General features: G+C 61.2%; 20 protein-coding genes. 13 read left to right on the forward strand and 7 right to left on the reverse strand.

The features are described from left to right. Positions 1–282 precede the first annotated feature (282 nt). Positions 283–2175, forward strand: a complete 1893-nt coding sequence (gene mrdA, locus JKA62_RS27220; RefSeq protein WP_011335218.1) for a penicillin-binding protein 2 — start codon at positions 283–285, stop codon at positions 2173–2175. A gap of 12 nt (positions 2176–2187) precedes the next feature. Here mrdA and JKA62_RS27225 read toward each other — a convergent pair whose 3' ends face one another. Then, positions 2188–3147 carry a LysR family transcriptional regulator gene (locus JKA62_RS27225; RefSeq protein WP_011335217.1) on the reverse strand — a complete coding sequence of 320 codons (960 nt, stop codon included), beginning with the start codon at positions 3145–3147 and terminating at the stop codon, positions 2188–2190. A 144-nt stretch (positions 3148–3291) separates the two neighbouring features. Here JKA62_RS27225 and JKA62_RS27230 point away from each other — a divergent pair, with 144 nt between their 5' ends. The 3 genes from JKA62_RS27230 to JKA62_RS27240 are packed head-to-tail and all read left to right on the forward strand — an operon-like array spanning position 3292 to position 6271. Continuing rightward, positions 3292–4593, forward strand: coding sequence for an MFS transporter (locus JKA62_RS27230; protein ID WP_011335216.1), 1302 nt, complete (start codon positions 3292–3294; stop codon positions 4591–4593). Then, positions 4590–5345 (forward strand): class II aldolase/adducin family protein, encoded by a 756-nt coding sequence (locus JKA62_RS27235; RefSeq protein WP_011335215.1) that lies wholly within the window; start codon positions 4590–4592, stop codon positions 5343–5345. The genes JKA62_RS27230 and JKA62_RS27235 overlap by 4 nt, the downstream gene beginning before the upstream one ends. Continuing rightward, on the forward strand, positions 5342–6271 hold the full coding sequence (locus tag JKA62_RS27240; RefSeq protein ID WP_011335214.1) for a 2-hydroxyacid dehydrogenase: 930 nt from the start codon (positions 5342–5344) through the stop codon (positions 6269–6271). The genes JKA62_RS27235 and JKA62_RS27240 overlap by 4 nt, the downstream gene beginning before the upstream one ends. Here JKA62_RS27240 and JKA62_RS27245 read toward each other — a convergent pair. Next, on the reverse strand, positions 6265–7200 hold the full coding sequence (locus JKA62_RS27245) for a LysR family transcriptional regulator (protein WP_011335213.1): 936 nt from the start codon (positions 7198–7200) through the stop codon (positions 6265–6267). The genes JKA62_RS27240 and JKA62_RS27245 overlap by 7 nt on opposite strands. Before the next feature lie 161 nt (positions 7201–7361). On the opposite strand from JKA62_RS27245, the gene JKA62_RS27250 reads away from it, so the two are divergent. From JKA62_RS27250 to JKA62_RS27260, 3 genes are read left to right on the forward strand one after another with little or no spacing between them, the layout of a single operon-like run. Then, on the forward strand, positions 7362–8672 hold the full coding sequence (locus JKA62_RS27250) for an MFS transporter (protein WP_011335212.1): 1311 nt from the start codon (positions 7362–7364) through the stop codon (positions 8670–8672). A 22-nt stretch (positions 8673–8694) separates the two neighbouring features. After that, complete coding sequence (locus tag JKA62_RS27255; RefSeq protein ID WP_011335211.1) at positions 8695–9933, forward strand: Zn-dependent hydrolase; 1239 nt, start codon at positions 8695–8697, stop codon at positions 9931–9933. Positions 9934–9936: 3 nt separating this feature from the next. Then, on the forward strand, positions 9937–10962 hold the full coding sequence (locus JKA62_RS27260; protein ID WP_011335210.1) for a histone deacetylase family protein: 1026 nt from the start codon (positions 9937–9939) through the stop codon (positions 10960–10962). Between the two features lie 139 nt (positions 10963–11101). Here JKA62_RS27260 and JKA62_RS27265 read toward each other — a convergent pair whose 3' ends face one another. Both JKA62_RS27265 and JKA62_RS27270 read right to left on the reverse strand, forming a co-directional pair. Then, positions 11102–11506: a lysozyme inhibitor LprI family protein gene (locus tag JKA62_RS27265; RefSeq protein ID WP_011335209.1), complete on the reverse strand. Its 405-nt coding sequence runs from the start codon at positions 11504–11506 to the stop codon at positions 11102–11104. A gap of 55 nt (positions 11507–11561) precedes the next feature. Continuing rightward, positions 11562–12482: an ADP-ribosylglycohydrolase family protein gene (locus tag JKA62_RS27270; protein ID WP_011335208.1), complete on the reverse strand. Its 921-nt coding sequence runs from the start codon at positions 12480–12482 to the stop codon at positions 11562–11564. Between the two features lie 196 nt (positions 12483–12678). On the opposite strand from JKA62_RS27270, the gene JKA62_RS27275 reads away from it, so the two are divergent. Together JKA62_RS27275 and JKA62_RS27280 are read left to right on the forward strand one after the other, a co-directional pair. Beyond that, a complete protein-coding gene (locus tag JKA62_RS27275; RefSeq protein ID WP_007953087.1) occupies positions 12679–13167 on the forward strand; it encodes an SRPBCC family protein in 489 nt (162 codons plus the stop codon). Continuing rightward, positions 13160–13975: an aminoglycoside phosphotransferase family protein gene (locus JKA62_RS27280; protein ID WP_201820400.1), complete on the forward strand. Its 816-nt coding sequence runs from the start codon at positions 13160–13162 to the stop codon at positions 13973–13975. The genes JKA62_RS27275 and JKA62_RS27280 overlap by 8 nt, the downstream gene beginning before the upstream one ends. Positions 13976–14264: 289 nt before the next feature. Here the strand turns inward: JKA62_RS27280 and acnA are convergent, their stop codons facing one another. Next, positions 14265–17006 (reverse strand): aconitate hydratase AcnA, encoded by a 2742-nt coding sequence (gene acnA, locus JKA62_RS27285; RefSeq protein ID WP_011335206.1) that lies wholly within the window; start codon positions 17004–17006, stop codon positions 14265–14267. Positions 17007–17227: 221 nt separating this feature from the next. On the opposite strand from acnA, the gene rlmM reads away from it, so the two are divergent. Both rlmM and tusA read left to right on the forward strand, forming a co-directional pair. Continuing rightward, a complete protein-coding gene (gene rlmM / locus JKA62_RS27290; protein ID WP_041475377.1) occupies positions 17228–18301 on the forward strand; it encodes a 23S rRNA (cytidine(2498)-2'-O)-methyltransferase RlmM in 1074 nt (357 codons plus the stop codon). A 65-nt stretch (positions 18302–18366) separates the two neighbouring features. After that, positions 18367–18618: a sulfurtransferase TusA gene (gene tusA / locus JKA62_RS27295; RefSeq protein ID WP_011335204.1), complete on the forward strand. Its 252-nt coding sequence runs from the start codon at positions 18367–18369 to the stop codon at positions 18616–18618. Between the two features lie 50 nt (positions 18619–18668). Here the strand turns inward: tusA and JKA62_RS27300 are convergent, their stop codons facing one another. Further along, the gene (locus JKA62_RS27300; RefSeq protein WP_041475594.1) at positions 18669–20078 is read right to left on the reverse strand and encodes an MATE family efflux transporter; all 1410 of its coding nucleotides are present in this window, start codon (positions 20076–20078) and stop codon (positions 18669–18671) included. Between the two features lie 178 nt (positions 20079–20256). Here JKA62_RS27300 and pdxB point away from each other — a divergent pair, with 178 nt between their 5' ends. Beyond that, positions 20257–21399 (forward strand): 4-phosphoerythronate dehydrogenase PdxB, encoded by a 1143-nt coding sequence (gene pdxB / locus JKA62_RS27305; RefSeq protein ID WP_011335202.1) that lies wholly within the window; start codon positions 20257–20259, stop codon positions 21397–21399. A 57-nt stretch (positions 21400–21456) separates the two neighbouring features. On the opposite strand, the gene JKA62_RS27310 is transcribed toward pdxB, so the two are convergent. Further along, positions 21457–21636 carry a PA1571 family protein gene (locus JKA62_RS27310; RefSeq protein ID WP_041475376.1) on the reverse strand — a complete coding sequence of 60 codons (180 nt, stop codon included), beginning with the start codon at positions 21634–21636 and terminating at the stop codon, positions 21457–21459. A gap of 259 nt (positions 21637–21895) precedes the next feature. Between JKA62_RS27310 and JKA62_RS27315 the strand changes: the two genes are divergently transcribed. Further along, positions 21896–23689: an ABC transporter transmembrane domain-containing protein gene (locus tag JKA62_RS27315; protein WP_011335200.1), complete on the forward strand. Its 1794-nt coding sequence runs from the start codon at positions 21896–21898 to the stop codon at positions 23687–23689. Positions 23690–23748 lie beyond the last annotated feature (59 nt).

Genomic DNA, 23748 nt, shown 5'->3' on the forward strand with positions numbered 1-23748 from the left:
AAGTGAAACGATGCATCGCCGATGGTAGTGTGGGGTTTCCCCATGTGAGAGTAGGTCATCGTCAAGATTAAATTCCGAAACCCCAATTGCGAAAGCAGTTGGGGTTTTGTTTTGCCCGCAGGAAAGTGCCTGGAGAAACCTCCAGCCGTCTCGACCGGAACCATTGGGGAAATCCTTCTGAAATGACCGCCCGGTTTTTGGTATGGTGCAGCTCGTTTTTTAACGGACTGATGTCATGCCCAAGGATCGGCGCTTATTTTTTGTCAAAGAGTGGCTGCAGAAATGCCTGAACCCATCCCTATCAAGGACCACGAAAAAGAAACGCGGCTGGTCAACAAACGCCTGATCGCCTGTGCCTTGTTCGTTTTCGCCATCAGTTGTGCCCTGGTGGTACGCCTGTACATCCTGCAAGTCGTCGAGTTCGATTACCACTCGACCATCTCTGAAAACAATCGCGTCCATGTCCTGCCGATCCCGCCGACACGCGGCCTGATTTACGATCGCAACGGCGTGTTGCTGGCCGATAATCGTCCCAGCTACAACCTGACCATCACCCGCGAACGGGCGACTGACGTCAATCAAGAGCTGGATGAAGTCATCAACCTCCTGCACCTGCCCGCCGAAGACCGCGCAGTCTTTGACAAAGCCATGAAGCAGTCGCGTCATCCGTTTACACCCGTAACGCTGTTCTATGAGCTAACCGAAGAACAGATCGCCGTGCTGGCAGTTAACGAGTTCCGTCTACCGGGCCTGGATGTCGAGCCACAATTCGTTCGTAACTACCCGTTGGGTGCGCACTTCGCACACTCGATCGGTTACGTTGGCCGTATCAACGAAAAAGAATCCAAAACCCTCGACTCCGTCGAATACCGTGGCACCCAATCCATCGGCAAGACGGGTATCGAACGCTTCTACGAGCCACAGCTGCACGGCCACGTCGGTTACGAGGAGGTAGAGACCAACGCACAAGGTCGAGTACTACGGGTCCTGAAACACACCGATCCAATACCAGGCAAAAACATTGTCCTGAGCCTCGACGTCAAACTCCAGGAAGCCGCCGAAGCCGCACTGGGCGACCGTCGCGGCTCGGTCGTTGCACTGGACCCCTCTACCGGCGAAGTGCTGGCCATGGTCAGCAACCCGAGCTTCGACCCCAATCTGTTCGTGACCGGTATCAGCTCCAAGGAATATTCCGCGCTGCGCGACTCCATCGACCGTCCGCTATTCAACCGCGTGCTGCGCGGTCTGTATGCACCCGGTTCGACGATCAAGCCGGAAGTGGCCATCGCTGGCCTCGACGCCGGTGTCGTCACTCCACAAACCCGAGTCTTCGATCCGGGCTACTACCAACTGCCGGATTTCGACCACAAGTATCGCAACTGGAACCACAGCGGCGACGGTTGGGTAGACATGGATGCAGCGATCATGCGGTCCAACGACACCTACTTCTACGACCTGGCGCACAAGCTCGGCATCGATCGCCTTCACGACTACATGGCGATGTTCGGCCTTGGCGAGAAAGTCTCGCTCGACATGTTCGAGGAGTCACCGGGCTTGATGCCGTCCCAGGCGTGGAAGCGCGCCACCCGGCGTCAGGCCTGGTTCCCCGGCGAAACCGTGATCCTCGGCATAGGCCAGGGCTATATGCAAGTCACGCCGCTGCAACTGGCTCAAGCCACCGCACTGATCGCCAACAAGGGCGTCTGGAACCGTCCGCACCTGGCCAAGACCGTCGACGGTGTGGCGCCGGTGGACGAGCACCCGATGCCGAACATCCTGCTCAAGGATCCGCGTGACTGGGAGCAGGTCAACCACGGCATGCAGATGGTGATGCACGATGCCCGCGGCATTGCTCGTGCGGCAGCGGCCGGTGCGCAATACCGCATCGCCGGCAAGAGTGGTACGGCGCAAGTGGTGGCGATCAAGCAGGGTGAGCGCTACAACCGCGAGAAAACCCTCGAACGTCACCGTGACAACGCCTTGTTCGTTGGCTTTGCGCCCGCCGAACATCCGAAAATCGCGATCTCGGTAATGATCGAAAACGGCGAGGCTGGTGGCCGAGTCGCAGGTCCGGTGGTGCGGCAGATCATGGACGCCTGGCTACTCGACCAGGACGGTCACCTCAAGCCGCAATACGCGGCGCCGACCAAAGCGCCGGGCGATCCTCACGTGTAACCCGCTAAAGCTTCACAGCACAGGCTCACGCAAGCTGAGCATGTGCTGGAAGCTGTCGAGGAATACCGTTTCCGCCTGAGTCATCTTCTGCTCGCGGTTCCACAGCAGCTGAATATCGAAATCCACCACCCCATCCTCCGGCGGCAAGCGCCACAGCAAACCCTGTTCGACATCCCGTCGCACCAGGTGAATCGGCAAGCAACCAATCCCGAACCCCGCACAGATCAGGCGATAAATCTCTTCGAAACTGGTGGAGGAAGCAACGATCTTGCCGGTAAACCCCTGCTGGTCACGAAACAGCGTCAATGGCGAAAGATTGCCACCGAGCTGATCGCTGGTGAAGCTGACGAAGTTCTCCGCCGCCAGTTGCTCCAGCGTCAGATTCTGCTGCCCGAACAATCGATGTCGCTGTCCGCAAAAGTACGCATAGCGCTCACGAAACAGTACCCGTTGCTCCAACCTTGGTTGGGGCAATCGACACAGTCCGACCCCCACCGTAGCAGTCTTTTGCAGCAATGAACTGATGATGTTCGAGCTGCCCATCACCTCGACTTCCAGCTCGATTTTCGGGTGAGTTTCGTGGAAGTCCGCAAGAAACTCATCGTAATGCCGCGCCTGAACGCCACTGACGGTGAGGATACGGATCTTGCCCACCACGTCGTCATGGCGATTCTCGACCACGGTGCCCAGACGGGAAATATCCCCATAGATGTCCGCCGCAATCCGCAGGACTTCCTCCCCGGTTTCCGTCAGATCAAAGCGCCGTCCGCTGCGCGCAATCAACACACAATCCAGTTGTTCCTCGAGACGTTTCAACGCCTGGCTGACGGCTGATTGGGTGATGTGCAATCGCGCAGCAGCACGGCTCATGCTGCCTTCCTGACCGATCACCAGATACGTGCGCAGCAGGTTCCAGTCCAGCCGGTCATTGAGAAAACGCCGACCGACCCAAGGATTAGCAGTAGAAGTCATGTAGTAGTCACGCTAATAGTAAAGATAAGTTTTTGAAAATTGACTAATCCTGTCACGGAAGCGATAAAGCCCACAAGCGCCACAGAGCGCGACCGTCAGCCGCCTCGATACCTGCCCAAAACTATAAATACACAGGGTTCTTGCATGCACACCACCGCTCAGCCGCGTCGCGCCGCGGCCGCTGCCTTCATTGGCACGACCATCGAGTTTTACGATTTCTACATCTACGCCACCGCCGCCGCACTGGTGCTCGGGCAAGTGTTCTTTCCCAGCAGCGATCCGGTGACCAGCACACTCGCGGCGTTCGGCAGTTTCGCCGTCGGCTTCATCGCCCGCCCGATGGCCGGCATGGTGTTCGGACATCTGGGTGATCGCCTCGGTCGCAAGAAAATGCTGCTGGTGACCATGGCACTGATGGGCCTCGCCACCGCCGGTATTGGTCTATTGCCGAGCTACGCCAGCGTCGGCATCTGGGCGCCGATCGGGTTGATCGTATTACGCCTGATCCAGGGCATCTCCGTCGGCGGCGAGTGGGGCGGGGCGGTGTTGATGGCCAGCGAACACGCCCCGGCCAAACGCAAAACCTTTTACGCCTCGTTCGCCCAGCTCGGCAGCCCGGCGGGTTTGCTGCTGGCGTTGATCGCGTTTCGACTGGTGACGTCGCTGTCCCCGGAAGACTTCCTCGCCTGGGGATGGCGTCTGCCGTTTCTTGCCAGCGGCGTGCTGATGATGGTCGGTCTGATGATCCGTTCCGGGGTGCATGAATCGCCGGAATTCGCCAAGGCCAAAGACAACAACGAAACCGCCAAATACCCGGTGAAAGACGTGATCCGTCAGTGCTGGCGGCAGATCCTGTTTGCTGCCGCCGCCGTCACCATCGGCTCGGCCGGGTTCTTCTTCACCAACACCTTCATGATCACCTACGTCACCCAATATCAGGGCATCCCAAGGGCGACCATTCTCGACAGCCTGTTCCTGGTGACGATCATTCAATTGCTCTCGCAACCGTTGTCGGCACTGCTCGCCGAGCGCATCGGCGAGGGCCGATTCCTGATGCTGGTGGCGTTGCTGTGCACGGTCACGCCGTACCCGATGTTCCTGCTGGTCGGCACTCAGAACATTCTGTTGATGACCCTCGGCATCGCCGTCGCGGTGGTGATTCTCTCGGCCCTGTACGCGGTGATCGCCGGGTACATGACCCAGGCCTTCCCGGTGCATCTGCGCTATTCGGGCATCTCCATCGCTTACCAACTGAGCTGCGCAGTAGCCGGCGGCACCACGCCGCTGATCGGTACGCTGCTGGCCAGCAAGTTCTCCGGGCAGTGGCTGCCATTGGCGGTGTTCTTCACGTTGCTGTCGGCCCTGTCTCTGATCGGTGTCTGTGGCCTCGCACGTCTGCGGGCCAACCCGGTCACCCTTCATACCAACAAAGAGGTGTATTCGTGAGTAAGCCCGCCCACATTGACCCGATCGAATGGCAAGCCCGTTGCGAGCTCGCGGCGCTGTACCGCCTGATCGCGCACTTTCGCATGACCGACCTGATCGACACCCACATCACGCTGCGGATTCCGGGGCCGGAGCATCATTTCCTGATCAATCGCTACGGGGTGATTTTCGACCGCATGCGCGCTTCCGATCTGGTGCGCATCGATCAGGACGGACGCATCGTCGACCCTGAATACGCCGGGCATCGGGTCAACGCTGCCGGCTTCGTGATCCACTCGGCGATCCACATGGCGCGCCCGGATCTGAACTGTGTGATCCACACTCACACCGCCGCCGGCATGGCCGTCGCTGCGCAGAAACAAGGCCTGCTGCCGATCAGTCAGCACGCGCTGAAGTTCTACGGAAAACTCGCTTACCACACCTACGAAGGCATCGCCTTGTCGCTGGATGAGCGCGAGCGGTTGATCGCCGACCTCGGCCCGCATCGGGCGATGATCCTGCGCAATCACGGTTTGCTGGTCGGTGGTTCTGGGGTGGCCCAGGCGTTCCAGGAAATCCACTTTCTGGAGCGCGCCTGCCAGGCCCAGGTGCAAGCGCTGGCCGGCGGTTGCGAGCTGCATTTCCCGTCGCCGGAAGTCTGCGCCCACACCGCCGAACAGTTCGACCGCGATGAGCAGGACAACATCATCGACCTGGCCTGGGAGGCCGCACTGACCCTGATCGAATCCCAGCGCGAGTCCTATCTGTCATGAACACCGTTGCACTGATGTCCCGCGATACGCTATTGCTCAAACAATTGCAGGAAGCCTTTGCTCGCCGTGCGCCGCAGCTTTCGGCGGTGCTGGCTGACGATCCCCGGGCGGTGAATGCGCAGATCGCAGCGTGCTGGTTTCCGTTGTCGGACAGCCTCGCCGCGTTGCCCAATCTGCAAGTGATTCACTCGGTCGCCGCCGGCATCGATCACCTGGAGCACGATCCGTCATGCCCGGATCTGCCGGTGTGCCGGGTGGTCGATCCCGGCCACCGCCAAGGTATGACCGAGTACGTACGCTGGGCGGTGATTCATTTTCATCGCGGCTTCGATCAAGTGCTGGAGCAACAACGCCAACAGCATTGGGAGCGACCGCTGCAACGCCCGGCCCATGAGTTCCGGATCGGTGTGATGGGGCTCGGCTCGCTCGGCAGCGCGATCGTCCAAGACCTGGCCAGTGCCGGTTACGACGTGCGGGGCTGGGCGCGGAGTAGCAAGAATTTGCCGGGCGTGCAGACCTACGCCGGCATCGACGCCTTCAATCCGTTCCTCGAAGGCGTGGAGTTGCTGATCAACCTGTTGCCACTGACTCACGAGACGCGCGGCATCCTTAATCGCCAGACGTTCGAGCGTCTGGGCAATGGCGCGGCACTGGTCAACGTCGGACGCGGCGGTCATTTGAATATCGACGATCTGCAACAAGCGCTGGCCCGTGGAAAACTGCGCGGTGCGCTGCTCGATGTCTTCGAACAGGAACCGCTGCCCGCCGATCATCCGTTGTGGAAAACTCCGGGCGTGACCATCACCCCGCACATGGCTTCGGCGGCGTCTCATGACTGCATTGCGGAGCAGATCGCCGAGAACTTCCGCCGTCTGAATGCCGGTGAGCCTTTGCTCAACAGCGCGGATCGGCTACTCGGTTACTGATCCGCCAGACAGGCCTGCAAGCGTTCGATGAACAGCGTCTCGGCGCGGCTCATGCGCTGCTCGCGATTCCACAGCAGATGAATGTCGACATCGGCAATCCCCTCGTGGGGCGGCAGGCGCCAGAGCAATCCGGCCTCGACGTCCGCCGCCACCACATGCTCCGGCAAACAACCGATACCGAACCCGGCGATCACCAGTCGCCGCACCTCTTCCAGGCTTGGCGAGGAGGCAACGATGCGTCCGCTGAAGCCCTGTTGATCGCGAAAAATCGTCAGCGGCGAGAGCATGCCGCCAATCTGGTCGCTGGTGAAACTGACGAAGTTCTCACGCTGCAGATCGCCTTCGCCGATGTCCTGTCGGCCAAACAGCGCGTGGTGTTTGCCACAGAAAAACGCATAGCGTTGACGCAGAAACAGACGCTGTTCCAGACGCGGTTGCGGGCGGCGATTGAGGCTCAGGCCGAGGGTCGCGGTTTTCTCCTGAAGGGCGCTGACGATGTCCGAACTGCGCATCACGTCGACCTCCAGATCGACCCGTGGATACAGCCTATGGAAGTCGGCGAGGAAGTCATCGAAGCGATCGGAAAAGATCCGACTGATGATCAGCAGTCGCACCTTGCCGATCACTTCGTCGGCCGGTTGCTCCAGCAGGCTGCTGACCTGGGACATCTGCCCGTAGATCTCGCCGGCCAGTTCGAAGATCTGCTCGCCGACTTCGGTAAGGGCAAAGCGCGGGCCGCGCCGGGCGATCAGCTGGCGACCCAGTTGCTCCTCAAGACGCTTGAGCGCCTGGCTCACCGCCGGTTGCGTCAGGTGCAGACGCGCGGCGGCGCGGCTGATGCTCAGCTCCTGACCGATCACCCGAAAGGTGCGCAACAGGTTCCAGTCGAGGCGGTCGTTGAGCAGGCGCTGGACGTCGCGTTCGGCCATGGGATTTCTCGATTATAAGGAAGGGTAATACTCGGAATAATAAATAGAAAATTGACTAATCATAGCCCCGGGACGATAAATCACCCCACGACAGGCGCCGCCAGAGCGCCTTGGATTTACGTTTTCCTCCTGCCAAAAAAACAATCAAAGGAGCCCGACCCATGAAGCCCCACGCTTCGAACCAGCCGCGCCGTGCGGCGGCCGCAGCCTTCATCGGCACCATGATCGAGTGGTACGACTTTTACATCTACGCCACCGCCGCCGCGCTGGTGTTCGGCGCGCTGTTCTTTCCCTCCGACGATCCGCTGTTCAGCACCATGGCCGCGTTCGGCACCTTCGCCGTGGGCTTCTTTGCCCGGCCATTGGGCGGGATCATTTTCGGTCATATCGGCGACCGCATCGGCCGCAAGAAATCCCTGATCATCACGCTGTTGATGATGGGCGTGGTCACGGTGTGCATCGGTCTGCTGCCGACCTACGCGCAGATCGGCGCGACGGCTCCGGTGCTGCTGATTCTGCTGCGTATCGTCCAGGGCATCGCCGTCGGTGGCGAGTGGGGCGGGGCGGTGTTGATGGCTGGCGAACATGCGCCGAAGGGCCGGCGCAATTTCTTCGCTTCGTTCGCGCAACTGGGCAGTCCGGCGGGTTTGATTCTGTCGCTGCTGGCCTTCAGCGCGGTGACCCGTTTGCCGGAAGAAGACCTGATGAGCTGGGGCTGGCGCCTGCCGTTTCTCGCCAGTGCGCTGTTGCTGCTGGTGGGCCTGGCGATCCGACTGGGCGTGAACGAATCGCCGGAATTCCTCGCCAGCCGCGAGCAGGCCAGCAAGCAAATCAAGAATGAACAAGCGCCGGTGATGGAAGTGTTGCGCACCGCGTGGCGTCCGCTGTTGCTGTGCATCGGTGCCAACACGCTGGGCATCGCCGGGGTGTATTTCACCAACACCTTCATGATCGCCTACACCACTCAGCAACTGGCACTGCCGCGTTCGTTGATTCTCGAATGCCTGTTCTTCGTCGCGATCATCCAGTTCTGCGTCCAGCCGCTGGCCGCGTGGACGGCGGAGAAGATCGGCGCGACGCGTTTCCTGTGCCTGGTGTCGCTGCTGGCGATGGCCTCGCCGTACCCGATGTTCGTGCTGGTCAGTTCGGCCCAGGCGCCGCTGATCATCCTCGGCATCGCGCTGGCGGTGGTGTGCATGGCCTCGTTCTACGCAGTGATCGCCGGCTACGTCAGCGGCATGTTCGAGACCCGCGTGCGCTACACCGCGATCTCGCTGGCCTATCAGATTTGCGGCGCGGTGGCCGGTGGGCTGACGCCGCTGATCGGCACGATGCTGGCGCACAAATTTACCGGGCAGTGGTGGCCGATGGCGGTGTTCTACAGCCTGATCGCCGGCATTTCGCTGGTCTGCGTGCTGTCTCTCGCTCGTCGTCACGCCAACGTCCATCGCGCGGAAATGGCCCGTGCCTGACCCGGAATCTCAGGAGAACCTCATGTTGAAAATCAATGGCGAACGCCTGTGGGCGAGCCTGATGGCCATGGCCGAAATCGGTGCGACAGCCCGAGGCGGCAGCTGCCGTCTGGCATTGAGCGACGAAGACAAGGCCGGTCGCGAACTGTTCGCCCACTGGTGCCGCGAAGCCGGCATGACCCTGAGCGTGGACGCCATCGGCAACCTGTTCGCCCGTCGCGCCGGCACCGATTCGGACGCCGCGCCGGTGATGATGGGCAGCCACCTCGACACCCAGCCCGAAGGCGGGCGTTTCGATGGCGTCTACGGTGTACTCGCCGGTCTGGAAGTGGTGCGTTGCCTAAACGACCAGAACATCCAGACCCGCAAACCGCTGGAAGTGGCGGTGTGGACCAACGAAGAAGGCGCGCGCTTCACCCCGGCCATGTTCGGCTCGGCGGTGTTCACCGGGATCATGGATCTGAACGCCGCGCTGACGGTACGCGATATCGATGGCATCAGCGTCGCCGATGCTTTGCAGCGTACCGGTTACGCCGGTGAGCGTCCGTTGGGCGGCGCGGTGGACGCGTATTTTGAAGCGCACATCGAACAAGGCCCGATCCTCGAAGACAACGCCAAAAGCATCGGCGTGGTCACGGGCGGTCAGGCGATCCGCTGGCTCGACGTGCGCGTGGAAGGCATGGCTGCCCACGCCGGTACCACGCCGATGCCGCTGCGCAAAGATGCGCTGTACGGCGTGGCGCGGATGATTCAGGCGATTGAAGGTCTGGCGGCGGATTTTGCCCCCGAAGGTCTGACCACGGTCGGCGAGTTGAGCATCAATAAATCCTCGCGCAACACCATTCCGGGGCTGGTGAATTTCACCGTCGATCTGCGTCATCACCGCGACGACGCCATTGCCGCCATGGAGCAACAGGTCCGCGCCCGGTTGCAGGCCATCGCCGATGGCCGAGGCCTGAACCTGACGATCACCCAGCACTGGAACAGCCCGGCCACGCCGTTCGACGCCGAATGCGTGGCAGCCGTGCAAGAAGCGGTGGATGCGCTGGGCTACGCTCAGCAGTCGATTGTCAGCGGCGCCGGGCATGACGCGATTCACCTCGCGCGCTACTGCCCGACGGCGATGGTATTCATCCCGTGTGTTGGCGGCCTGAGCCACAACGAAGCCGAAGACGTGTTGCCCGAAGACGTGAAGCAGGGCACCGATGTATTGCTCAACGCCGTGCTGGCCCGCGCCGGTCGAATCGAACAGGAAGCCTGAACCATGCGCAGTTTTTTCCACCCCGAACAATTGCTCCACCATCCACGCAGCTATTACTCGCGCGGGCAGATGCGTACGCCGCAGGAAGTTCCCGAGCGTGCGCAACGTCTGGTGCAGGCCGCCCACGGTCTGGGCTTCAGTGTCGAGCAACCCGCCGATGCCGGTCTCGCGCCGTTGCTGGCGGTGCATGGCGCGCCGTATCTGACCTTTCTTCAGGAAGCGCACGCACGCTGGAAGGAAATCCCCGAAGACTGGGGCGATGAAGTGATGTCGAACATTTTCGTCCGCGAGCCCAACGCTTTGCGCGGCATTCTCGCCCAAGCGGCGCGCTATCTGGCGGACGGCAGTTGCCCGGTCGGCGAGCAGACCTGGCGCTCGGCCTACTGGTCGGCGCAAAGCGCAGTGGCCGGGGCGCAGGCGTTGATTGATGGCGAGCCGGCAGCCTACGCCCTGTGCCGTCCGCCGGGGCATCATGCCCGGGCCGAAGCGGCGGGCGGTTTCTGCTACGTGAACAACGCAGCGGTGGCGGCGCAGGTGCTGCGCGACAAGTTTGAAAAAGTCGCGGTACTCGACACCGACATGCACCACGGCCAGGGCATTCAGGAGATTTTCTACGACCGCGATGACGTGCTCTACGTCTCGGTGCATGGCGATCCGACCAACTTCTATCCGGGCGTCGCCGGGTTCGCCGACGAACGTGGCAGCGGCGCGGGGGAGGGCTTCAACCTCAACCTGCCGATGGCCCATGGTTCAAGCGAAGCGGATTTCCTTGGGCAACTGGAAGTCGCTTTGGCTGCCGTGCGCGAGTTCGGCGCTGAGGTGCTGGTGCTGTCGTTGGGCTTCGATATCTATGAGCTGGACCCGCAAAGCAAGGTCGCTGTGACCCGCGAAGGTTTTGCAGCACTGGGCGAGCGGATCCGCAGCCTGGACCTGCCATGCCTGATCGTGCAGGAGGGCGGCTATCACCTGGAAAGTCTCGAAGACAACGCACGGGCGTTTTTCGTGAATGCTGAGGTGTGGCAGATCTGAAATTGATGTGATCCGACAGGTCGCCATCGCTGACAAGTCAGCTCCCACAGGGGTTTGTGCAGTTGCAGTTTTTTGTGATCGACACAAAAACTGTGGGAGCTGGCTTGCCAGCGATGAGGCCTTCAATAACTCTGGAAGATCAGGCTCCGGGCACCGGGCAGCTCATGTCACCTTCCTCACACTTCAAATACTGCTTGAGCGCCTCGGTTCGCGTCTTTGTCACTGAGGTGATGCAATTGTTGTAGATCAACGGATAAACACTCCCGCCTGCCACCCCGGATGCCGAAAACTTGCACTCGGTATCGCGAAAGCCGATCCACGCCCGTTGCGCGCTCACCAGCAGTTTCTTGCCATCAGGGTTGTCCTTCAACCGAGCGGTAATCTGCTGATAAACCGTATTCAACTCCTTGTCCGCCGCCTTGTTTTCCTGCGCGGCGCACTGGTTCATGGTGGCCTGATCGCTGGCATTAGCGCAGTCCACGGCAGCGTGAGCAACGGAAGTGAAAAGAAAAGGCGTCAGGGCCAGAAGCAGGCGTGGGGACATGAGTCATCTCGCTTTGATGAATGAACGTGCCGGGCAGTTTAGCGACTTCATGGCGCTAAGAAGGTGTGCGATGTCTGGATGCGTTGAGCAACCGTTCGGCAGTCGCGGCGATCTCTTCTCCGTCATGCAGCTTTTCCAGCCACCCGGACGGGATTCCCTGCACACCATAATGGGCGCCGGCCAACTGGCCGACGATGGCGGCCGTGGTGTCTGCGTCATCGCCCAGATTGGCCGCTCGCAGGACGGCTGCGGCAAAACTGTCGGTGTGGTGGAAGCACCATAACGCCGCTTCCAGGGATTCGACGCAGTAACCGCTGCCGCGAATGTCGCGCTCGGTCTTGTGCAGGTACTCGCCCTGGGCAATCGCCGCCACCTTGGGCTGACTGAAGGCTGTTGGCGGCAGGGTGCGCAGTTGCGCTTTCGATGCGCCTTCCAGGGCCTTGCCGAGCAGTTCGGCAAACAGCTGGCAGCATTCGATGGCCTCAGGCGCCGCGTGTGTGGTGCGTGAACTCTCGGCGGCGAATCGCCTGATTTTCCGGGCATCGGGGAAATAAAACAGAACCACGGGGACCAGGCGCATCAACGAGCCGTTTCCGGCGCTGTAGGGATCGGTGGCGCCGGCAAACGGCTCTCCAGTGTGTTGATAGCGATCCAGCGCCTGACTCACGGTCATGCCGATATCGAAGCATTCGCCGGTCGAACTCAGATAACCCCATTGCCACCAGTTCAGATAGCGACCCATCTGGTCAGCGGCGTCGAAGCCGTTTTTGTTAAGCAGACTTTCCGCCAGGCACAACGCCATCGAGGTGTCGTCGGTCCATTGTCCGGGCTTCAGGCGAAACGGCCCGCCACCGGCCATGTCGGTCAGGGGCTGGAAGCTGCCGCGAGGCTGGAATTCGACGCTGGTTCCCACGGCATCGCCGCAGGCCAGGCCGAGCAGGGCGCCACGGTAACGTTCGGGGAGGGAGGGCTGCATGATGACGTCCTTGTGTCGTTCAGTTCGCTGCGAACGTTATCAGTTTCGCAACGCTGATCCGTGCGCATTCTGACGAACCGGCGCCGCAAAATACTGCCGGATATTTCAATCAGAGCCGACCTTTGCACTGGATTGATACAACTTCGGATTGGACATGTGGTCATACAAGCCTACTGTTCAAAACAGGAGGTGACGTATGAAACCAGTACCCAACAGCTTTGAACGCAAGATCATGCTCAGGTCGCCGCGCTCCCATGTCTGGCGCGCCCTGGTCGATGCCGAGGCGTTCGGCCAGTGGTTCGGCGTTGCGCTGGAGGGCCGGCGGTTTATCGCCGGCGAATGGACGCAGGGGCAGGTCACTTACCCCGGTTATGAACATGTGCTCTGGAACGTGCTGGTGGAGCGGGTCGAGCCGCAGCAGCTGTTCTCATTTCGCTGGCACCCGTACGCGGTGAACCCGAAAATCGACTACTCCCAGGAACCGACCACGCTGGTCAAATTCGAACTGCAGGACTACGAGAACGGCACGCTGCTGAAGGTCTCCGAATCAGGCTTTGCGCACATCCCCGACGTGCGCCAGAAAGAGGCCTACTACATGGACAGTCGGGGCTGGGAGGAACAGTTGAGTCGACTTGAGCACTTCCTCACGGAGAGCGACCGGGCCCGTGAGCGTGAAGGTGGCTGATCTCGACCTGTTCGCGCCGTGGCTGGGACGCTGGGCGCTGGCGCCGGACGGCGAGCCGATCATCACCCCGGGCAGCCGCCTGTTGCCGGTGCGTCAGGACGATACTCCGGCGATGCTGAAAGTCGCGGTGGACGACGAAGAAAAGTACGGCAACCTGCTGATGACCTGGTGGGACGGCGACGGCGCCGCCCGGGTGCTTGCCCATCACGACGAAGGCCTGTTGCTGGAGCGGGCGATGGGCCAGCGTTCGTTGATGCACATGGCGCTCAACGGCGAGGACGACGAGGCCTCGCGGATCATGTGCCGATCCTTGGCCCGGCTGCACGCACCGCGTCTGACGCCGCCACCGCCGTTGGTGGAACTCGCGCCGTGGTTCGCATTATTACGAGTGGCGGCGACCCGATACGGCGGCCAATACGCCGAATGCCTGCAAACCGCCCAGACCTTGCTTGCCGAGCCGCATGACGTAGTGGTGCTGCACGGCGACATGCACCACGACAACGTCCTCGATTTCGGCCCACGGGGCTGGCTGGCCATCGACCCCAAGCGGGTGCAGGGCGAGCGCGGTTATGACTACGCCAACCTGATCTGCAACCCGGAATTGCAGACGGCCACCGATCCGGAGCGCTTTCGGCACCAAGTCAATGTGATCTGCGAAGCAGCGGCAATTGAACGCAAGCGCCTGCTGCAATGGGTACTGGCCTTCGCCGGACTGTCTGCCGCGTGGTTCATGGAAGATGACGAGCGAAAAGCCGCCAACGGACAGCTGAAAGTCGCGCAACTGGCGGCTTCTGCACTTGATGCCTGACACGCCTAAGGGTTTTCGGAAGGCCTGCTATGGCGAATGTCTTACACGCGCTGGTAGCTTTTTCGACTATTGCCGATTGGATCCAGAGCGTAATCTAGCCTCATCAACTGAAGCACAGGGAGTGTTTCAGGATCACGGATGATCGACCATTAGCAAGGATCGCTGCCGACAGGGAGTCGATAATGGTCTTGGGAAAAACCCGCTTCGGCGGGTTTTTTTTCGCCCGCAGAAAAGTGCCGTGCCCAAACAGAAACACCGCCAATCGGCGGTGTTTCTGCATCTGCAGGTTTTACGAAGCAATCAACTGGCGCAACACGTAATGCAGAATCCCGCCGGACTTGAAGTACTCCACCTCGTTCAAGGTGTCGATGCGGCACAGCACTTCGATTTTCTCCTGACGCCCGTTTTCACGGGTGATGACCAGGGTCAGGTTCATCCGTGGCGTCAGCTCGACACCGCTCAGGCCCTGAATATCCAGGGTTTCCTTGCCGGTGAGGTTCAGGCTCTTGCGGTTCTGATCGAGCTTGAACTGCAACGGCAGCACGCCCATGCCCACCAGGTTGGAACGGTGGATGCGCTCGAAGCTTTCGGCGATCACCGCTTTAACGCCCAGCAGGTTGGTGCCCTTGGCAGCCCAGTCACGGCTGGAACCGGTGCCGTATTCTTGCCCGGCAATCACCACCAGCGGCGTGCCTGAGGCTTGATAACGCATGGCCGCGTCGTAGATCGCCAGTTTCTCGCCGGTCGGAATGTAGATCGTGTTGCCACCTTCTTCGCCGCCGAGCATTTCGTTGCGGATACGGATGTTGGCAAACGTGCCGCGCATCATCACTTCGTGGTTGCCCCGGCGTGAGCCGTAGGAGTTGAAGTCCCGTGGCTCGACGCCTTGCTCGCGCAAGTAACGTCCGGCCGGGCTGTCGGCCTTGATGTTGCCGGCGGGGGAGATGTGGTCGGTGGTCACCGAATCGCCCAGCAAAGCCAGCACTCGAGCACCTTTCACATCGGCGATCACCGGCAAAGGCCCGGCAATGTCATCGAAGAACGGCGGATGCTGGATGTAGGTCGAATCCGCTTGCCAGACATAGGTCGCCGCTTGCGGGACTTCGATGGCTTGCCACTGTTCGTCGCCGGCAAACACTTCGGCGTATTCCTTGTGGAACATCGCCGTATTGACCTGATTTACCGCGTCGGCGATTTCCTTGCTGCTCGGCCAGATGTCTCGCAGGTAAACCGGATTGCCCTGCTGGTCGTTACCCAGCGGCTCGCTGCTGATGTCGGTGCGCACACTGCCGGCCAGGGCGTAAGCGACGACCAGCGGTGGCGAGGCCAGCCAGTTGGTTTTCACCAGCGGATGCACCCGGCCTTCGAAGTTGCGGTTGCCGGACAGTACCGAAGCCACGGTCAGGTCGGCTTTCTGGATGGCTTTTTCGATCGGTTCCGGCAGCGGCCCGGAGTTGCCGATACAAGTGGTGCAGCCATAGCCGACCAGCGAAAAACCGAGCTGATCGAGGTACTGCGTCAATCCGGCGGCCTTGTAGTAATCGGTGACGACTTTCGAACCCGGAGCCAGCGAACTCTTCACCCACGGCTTGCGGGTCAGGCCTTTTTCCACGGCTTTTTTCGCCAGCAGCCCAGCCGCCATCATCACACTCGGGTTGGAGGTGTTGGTGCAGGAGGTGATCGCGGCAATCACCACCGCGCCGTTTTTCAGGCGATAGGTGTGGCCGTCGTACTCGTAGTCCGTTTCGCCGACCAGATCGGCATTGCCCACCGCCACGCCACCACCGCCTTCGCTTTCCAGACGTCCTTCTTCTTTGCTGGTAGGTTTGAACTGCAAGTCGAGGAAGTCACTGAACGCCTGGCCGACATTCGGCAGCGAGACACGGTCCTGCGGACGTTTAGGCCCGGCGAGGCTGGCTTCGACGCTGCCCATGTCCAGCGCCAGGCTGTCGGTGAACACCGGTTCCTGACCGGGCAGGCGCCACAGGCCCTGAGCCTTGGTGTACGCCTCGACCAGTTTCACCACTTCAGGCGGGCGGCCGGACAGGCGCAAGTAGTCGAGGGTCACGTCATCCACCGGGAAGAAACCGCAGGTCGCGCCATATTCCGGGGCCATGTTGGCGATGGTCGCGCGGTCGGCCAGCGGCAGGTCGGCGAGGCCGTCGCCATAGAACTCGACGAATTTGCCGACCACGCCTTTCTTGCGCAGCATCTGGGTCACGGTCAGCACCAGATCGGTGGCGGTGATGCCTTCCTTGAGCTTGCCAGTGAGTTTGAAACCGATCACTTCCGGAATCAGCATCGACACCGGTTGCCCGAGCATGGCGGCTTCCGCTTCGATCCCGCCGACGCCCCAGCCAAGTACGCCGAGGCCGTTGATCATGGTGGTGTGGGAGTCGGTGCCGACCAGCGTGTCGGGGAAGGCATAGGTGCGGCCGTCTTCGTCCTTGGTCCACACCGTGCGGCCGAGGTATTCGAGGTTGACTTGGTGGCAGATCCCGGTGCCCGGCGGCACCACGCTGAAGTTATCGAAGGCGCTCTGGCCCCAGCGCAGGAAAGCATAGCGTTCGCCGTTGCGCTGCATTTCGATGTCGACGTTCTGTTCGAAGGCGCTGGCGCTGGCGAATTTGTCGACCATCACCGAGTGGTCGATCACCAGATCCACTGGCGACAGCGGGTTGATTCGCTGCGGATCACCGCCGGCCTTGGCCATGGCGGCGCGCATCGCGGCCAGATCGACCACGGCCGGTACGCCGGTAAAGTCCTGCATCAGCACGCGGGCAGGGCGGTACTGGATTTCGCGGTCGGAGCGGCGCTCCTTGAGCCACGCGGCAAGCGCCTTGAGGTCGGCGCCGGTGACGGTTTTTTCATCTTCCCAGCGCAGCAGGTTTTCCAGCAGGACTTTCAGCGACATCGGCAGCTTGTCAAGATCGCCCAAGGTCTTGGCGGCATCCGGCAGGCTGAAATAGTGGTAAGTCTTGTCATCGACTTTGAGGGTTTTCAGAGAATTCAGACTATCGAGGGACGGCATTACGATCACTCCTTTGAGTCCGCACGGCTACGGACTGAGGGGACGGGCAGAGCTATCAACGTAGCCCTGTTTTCAGTAGCTGGCTAATAACTGGACTCTATGGGCAAGTCCAAGGTTCCGACATGGGCTATCATGCGCCGGTTTTCGTGACAGGCTTTGCTTCAATGCAGGTCTGGGCATCGCGCAGGGGATGAATGATCGCCCTCTGCCCAGGAGTAAGAATGAACACCCTATTCATGCATTGCCGGCCAGGCTTCGAAGGCGAAGTCTGCTCGGAGATTTCCGACCTCGCCGCCCGACTGAATGTGGCCGGCTACGCCAAGGCCAAACCGGCCACCGCTTGCGCCGAGTTCGTCTGCACCGAAGAAGACGGTGCCGAGCGCCTGATGCGCGGTCAGCGTTTCGCCGAGCTGATCTTCCCGCGCCAATGGGCGCGCGGGTTTTTCATCGATCTGCCGGAAAACGACCGTATCAGCGTGATCCTCGCTCACATGAGTGAATTCCCGGTGTGCGGCAGCCTGTGGCTGGAAGTCGTCGACACCAACGACGGCAAGGAGCTGTCGAACTTCTGCAAGAAATTCGAAGGCCCGCTGCGCAAGGCCCTGACCGGTGCCGGCAAACTGGTGGAGGACACCAGCAAGCCGCGTCTGCTGCTGACCTTCAAGAGCGGCCGTGAGGTGTTTCTCGGTCTGGCCGACGCCGGTAACTCGGCGATGTGGCCGATGGGCATTCCGCGCCTGAAGTTCCCGCGTGAGGCGCCGAGCCGTTCGACCCTGAAACTGGAAGAAGCCTGGCACCACTTCATCCCCCGCGACCAGTGGGAAGATCGCCTGCACAGCGACATGACCGGCGTGGATCTCGGCGCGGCGCCGGGCGGCTGGACCTGGCAGCTGGTCAATCGCGGCATGCTGGTGACTGCTATCGACAACGGCCCGATGGCCGAAAGCCTGATGGACACCGGTCTGGTGCAGCACCTGATGGCTGACGGCTTCACCTTCAAGCCCAAGCAGCCGGTGGACTGGATGGTTTGCGACATCGTCGAGAAACCGGCGCGCAATGCCGCGATGCTCGAAGAGTGGATCGGCGAGGGGCATTGCCGGGAAGCGGTGGTCAACCTCAAGTTGCCGATGAAGCAGCGTTACGCCGAAGTGAAGCGCCTGCTCGAACGCATCGCCGATGGTTTCAAGGCCCGTGGGATCAAGGTCGACATCGGCTGCAAGCAGCTTTACCACGACCGCGAGGAAGTGACCTGCCATTTGCGCCGCCTTGACGTGAAGAAAGCCAAAGCCCGCTGAGCGCACGACAGGTGACCGAAGACCCAGCATTGGGCGACAATGCCGGCCAGTTTCAGGAGTGAATCATGAGTGAAATGATCAATACGCCGGTCGACGGCACCCTTGACGCCACGGGCCTCAACTGCCCGGAGCCGGTGATGATGCTGCACCAGCACATCCGTGATTTGGTGCCTGGCGGCCTGCTCAAGGTGATCGCCACCGACCCGTCGACCCGCCGCGACATCCCCAAGTTCTGCGTGTTTCTCGACCATGAACTGGTAGGGCAACACGAAGAAGCCGGGACCTATCTGTACTGGATTCGCAAGAAGTCCGGTTGATCGGAAGGCAAAAAAAAGACCTGCATGTGCAGGTCATTTTTTATGGCCGGTCAGCCCATCGAACGGCTGATGCGAATGCGTTTGCGTGCACTGCGCGTCAGGCGGATCGACAGCATCAGCGCCGCGCAGCTCAGGCCGACGATCAGGCCTTCCCACAAGCCGCTCGGGCCGCGTGGCTCGCCGAGCCAGTCGGTCAGGCCGAGGGCGTAACCCACCGGCAGGCCGATGCCCCAATAGGCGAACAGGGTCAGAATCATCGTCACGCGAGTGTCCTGATAACCGCGCAGGGCGCCGGCGGCGGTGACCTGAATCGCGTCGGAAAACTGGAACAGCGCCGAATACACGATCAGCATCGCGGCGATGTGAATCACCATCGGATCCGACGTGTAGATCGCCGCAATGTGCTCGCGCATCAGCAGCATCATGCTCGCCGACAGGCAGGCGTAAGCCAGCGCAGTGCCCATGCCGACACCCGCCGCGAAACGTGCTTCGCGAGGTTCTTCACGGCCCAGGGCCTGACCGACCCGCACGGTCACGGCCATGCCCAGCGAGTACGGAATCATGAACACCAGCGAGCTGACGTTCAGCGCGATCTGGTGCCCGGCCACCACGGTGGCGCCGAGGCTGCCGATCAGCAGCGCGATCACCGCGAAGATGCTCGACTCGGCAAACACCGCGACGCCGATCGGCAGACCGATAGCCAGCAAACGCTTGATCACCGCCCATTGCGGCCAGTCGAAACGGCTGAACAGTTCGCTCGACTTGTAGGCCGGTGCCCAGCGCTCATAACCGGCCAGACCCAGTGCCATCACCCACATCACGATCGCCGTGGCCCAGCCGCAACCGACGCCGCCCATGGCCGGTACGCCAAAGTGGCCATAAATGAACACGTAGTTGAGCGGAATGTTCAGCGCCAGGCCGCACAGGCCCAGCACCATCGCCGGGCGGGTGCGACCGAGGCCGTCACTGGTGCAGCGCAGCACATGGTAGAACGCCACGGCCGGCAGACCGCTGGCGATGCCGTGCAGGTACTGCATGCATGGGCCGATCAGCTCCGGATCGACTTTCATCAAATGCAGGATCGGTTCGGCGCTGAACAGCATGGTGGTCGCCATCAGGCCCACCACCAGTGCCAGCCACAGGGCCTGACGCACGATCGGGCCGATCTCGCTGTGGGTGCCGGCGCCAAAGCGCTGGGCGACTTTAGGCGTGGTCGCCAGCAAAGTGCCGGTCATCAGCAGGAACACCGGCACCCAGATCGAGTTGCCCAGCGCCACGGCCGCCAGATCCTTGGGCCCGACGCGCCCGGCCATCACCGCATCGACGAAGCCCATGGCGGTGGTTGCCAGCTGCGCGATCATGATCGGCAGGGCCAGGCCGAGCAGATTCTTCAGCTCCAGGCGAACCCGGGCAGGGCGGTTGAGGGAAACGGCAGCAGGGCGGTCAGTCACGGAATTCACAGGCAAAGCGTCCAAGGGGTTGATGCGCAAGGCCGGGCATTCTACGCCGCTGACGTTATGGTCAGGAAAAATCCTCTGTTGCGGATTTGTAATCGCCGCGCCTCATCAAGAAATCAAAGCCTGCTGGCTCATCGCAGTCCCAACGCCTACACTGCCGATCCGCCCAAGGAGCCCCGCCATGCTGATTGTTGCCGACGAAAATATCCCGCTGCTCGATGCCTTTTTTGCCGGTTTCGGTGAGATTCGCCGAGTACCGGGCCGTTCCATCGACCGGGCCACGGTCGAACAGGCCGATGTATTGCTGGTGCGCTCGGTGACCAACGTCAACCGCGCACTGCTTGAAGGCAGCAAGGTGCGTTTTGTCGGCACCTGCACCATCGGCACCGATCATCTGGATCTCGATTACTTCAATGAGGCCGGGATCACCTGGTCCAGCGCGCCCGGCTGCAATGCCCGGGGCGTGGTCGATTACGTGCTCGGCAGCCTGATGACCCTGGCTGAAATCGAAGGCGTCGATTTGCGTGAACGCACTTACGGTGTGATCGGGGCCGGTGAAGTGGGCGGTCGCCTGATCAAGGTGCTCAAAGGCCTGGGCTGGAACGTGAAAGTCTGCGATCCGCCGCGTCAGGCGGCCGAGGGCGGCGACTATGTCAGCCTGGAGCAGATCATCGCGCAGTGCGACGTGATCAGCCTGCACACCCCGCTGACCCGCAGCGGTGACGGTGCGACCTGGCATTTGTTCGACGAGCAGCGTTTGCAGCAGCTCAAGCCCGGCGCCTGGTTGATCAACGCGGCTCGCGGTCCGGTGGTGGATAACACCGCGTTGCGCGAAGTGCTGCTGGAGCGTGAAGACCTGCAAGCAGTGCTCGATGTCTGGGAGGCCGAGCCGCAAGTCGATGTTTCTCTGGCCGAGCTCTGCGTGTTGGCGACGCCGCACATCGCCGGTTACAGCCTCGACGGCAAGCAGCGCGGCACCGCGCAGATCTATCAGGCTTACTGCGACTTTATCGGTGAGCCCGCCAGCATTCAGCTCGGCGATCTGCTGCCGGCGCCGTGGTTGTCGGAAGTTTCCCTGCATGCCGACAGCGATCCAGCCTGGGCGCTGGCGATGTTGTGCCGCGGTGTGTACGACCCGCGCCGGGACGACGCGGATTTCCGTCGCACGCTGCTGGGCAGCGTCGGTGAGCAACGTGCGGCGTTCGATGTGTTGCGCAAGCAGTATCCGTCGCGACGCGAGATCGAAGGTTTGAAGGTGCGGATCGAGGGCGATTCGCCGGCCCTGCGCCAGATCGTGGCCGCGCTGGGCGCTGTGGCGGTATAAACAGCGGGCAGAAAAAACCCGGCCTGCAGGGGCCGGGTCAGGAAGACTGTGGCGATATCACTTTTGTTCGGCAGGCTTGACCAATCGCTGTTCCAGTTCGCGGCAGGCTTGCTGGATCATGTCTTCAGTGATCGGCTTTTCGTTGCCATTTTCATCAATAATTGAACAACCCAGAGACTGATCTGGCTGTGTGCGGATCACTTGAATCTTGTCATCGCTGCTGTGTTGCAAGGACATGGCCTGTCTCCTCATCAGGTTGTGTGCCTAGATTAAAACCGTCAGGTGACCAGGCTGTGACAACTCCCTGCGGTCGGTCCGGAACGGCATCTCCACTCAAACAGAAATGACCGTCTGTCTCAACCCGGACCTTAGACCAATAGCGTCTAGGGGGTAGTCTTGCCGGTCATAATTAACCTGACTCATTGTGATTTGCAGAGTTCCACCCCATTTGAGTCTGTAGGCTGGCCCTATCCATCAGCACACGACGTGAACCTGAATGATCCCGATGCTTTCCTCGCGCCACCGCCGGGCCTTGCGCCTGACCAGTTCTTTCCTTGCCCCTTATCGCTGGCCGGCCTTTGGTGCGCTGCTGGCACTGATCGTCACGGCGGGCATCACCCTGTCGATGGGGCAGGGCATCAAGTTGCTGGTCGATCAAGGCTTCATGACTCAATCGCCGCACTTGCTCAATCAATCCATCGGCCTGTTCATGCTGTTGGTGCTCGGCCTCGCGGTCGGCACGTTTGCGCGGTTTTATCTGGTGTCCTGGATCGGTGAGCGCGTGGTGGCGGACATCCGTCGGCAGGTGTTCAACCATCTGGTGTACCTGCATCCCGGGTTTTACGAGGACAACCGCAGCTCGGAAATCCAGTCGCGGCTGACCGCTGACACCACGCTGCTGCAATCAGTGATCGGCTCGTCGCTGTCGCTGTTCCTGCGCAATTTGCTGATGGTCATTGGCGGTGTGGTGCTGCTGTTCATCACCAACCCCAAGCTCACCAGCATCGTGGTAATAGCACTGCCGCTGGTGATTGCGCCGATCCTGATTTTTGGCCGCCGCGTGCGTAACCTCTCCCGGCTGAGTCAGGACCGGATCGCCGACATTGGCAGTTACGTCTCGGAAACCCTCGGCCAGATCAAAACCGTGCAGGCCTACAACCATCAGGTGCAAGACGAACAGCGTTTCGCCAGCACCGTCGAGCAGGCATTCGAGACTGCGCGCAAACGGATTTTCCAGCGGGCCTGGCTGATCACGCTGGTAATCGTGCTGGTGCTCGGCGCCGTCGCGGTGATGTTGTGGGTCGGCGGCATGGACGTGATCGCCGGGCGGATTTCTGCCGGTGAACTGGCGGCGTTCGTGTTCTACAGCCTGATCGTCGGCAGTGCGTTTGGCACGTTGAGCGAAGTGATCGGAGAGTTGCAGCGAGCGGCTGGCGCCGCCGAGCGCATCGCCGAATTGCTGCGTTCGGAAAACATCATCCAGCCACCGACCACAGGATTGGTGACGCTGCCGGAGCGGGTCAAAGGCGAGCTGGAGTTGCAGGATGTACGTTTTTCCTACCCTTCGCGTCCCGATAGCCTCGCCGTCGATGGCTTGAGTCTGACGATCAACGCCGGGGAAACCCTCGCGCTCGTGGGACCGTCCGGCGCGGGCAAGTCCACGGTGTATGACTTGCTGCTGCGTTTCTACGATCCCCGGGAAGGGCGGATCCTGATCGATGGCGTACCGCTGACGAGCCTCGATCCGCTGGACCTGCGTCGCTGCTTCGCGCTGGTCTCGCAAACCCCGGCACTGTTCTTCGGCAGTGTCGAAGAGAACATTCGCTACGGCTGCCCGACCGCCACGCTGGAGCAGGTGCGGGAGGCGGCCAGAATCGCCCACGCCCACGACTTCATCGAACAGATGCCCGACGGCTACCAGACCCATCTGGGCGACGGTGGCCTCGGTCTGTCAGGCGGACAACGCCAGCGCCTGGCCATTGCCCGGGCGTTGCTGGTCGACGCGCCGATCCTGCTGCTCGACGAAGCCACCAGCGCCCTTGATGCCCAAAGCGAACACCTGATTCAGCAAGCACTGCCGAGCCTGATGCAAAACCGCACCACGCTGGTCATTGCCCACCGGTTGGCGACGGTGAAAAACGCCGACCGGATTGCGGTGATGGATCAGGGCAAACTGGTGGCGATCGGTACGCATCAGGAGTTGATCGCCAGTAATCCGCTGTATGCGCGGTTGGCGGCGTTGCAGTTCAGTGATGGTCGTCAGGTTTCAACCGACCCTGTAACCGACTAAGTAATCGACCTAGTAGAACGCCATAAAAAATGCCCGCATCTCTCGATGCGGGCATTTTT

Source organism: Pseudomonas sp. B7, from assembly GCF_016735645.1.
GTDB classification, from domain to species: Bacteria; Pseudomonadota; Gammaproteobacteria; order Pseudomonadales; family Pseudomonadaceae; genus Aquipseudomonas; species Aquipseudomonas glycinae.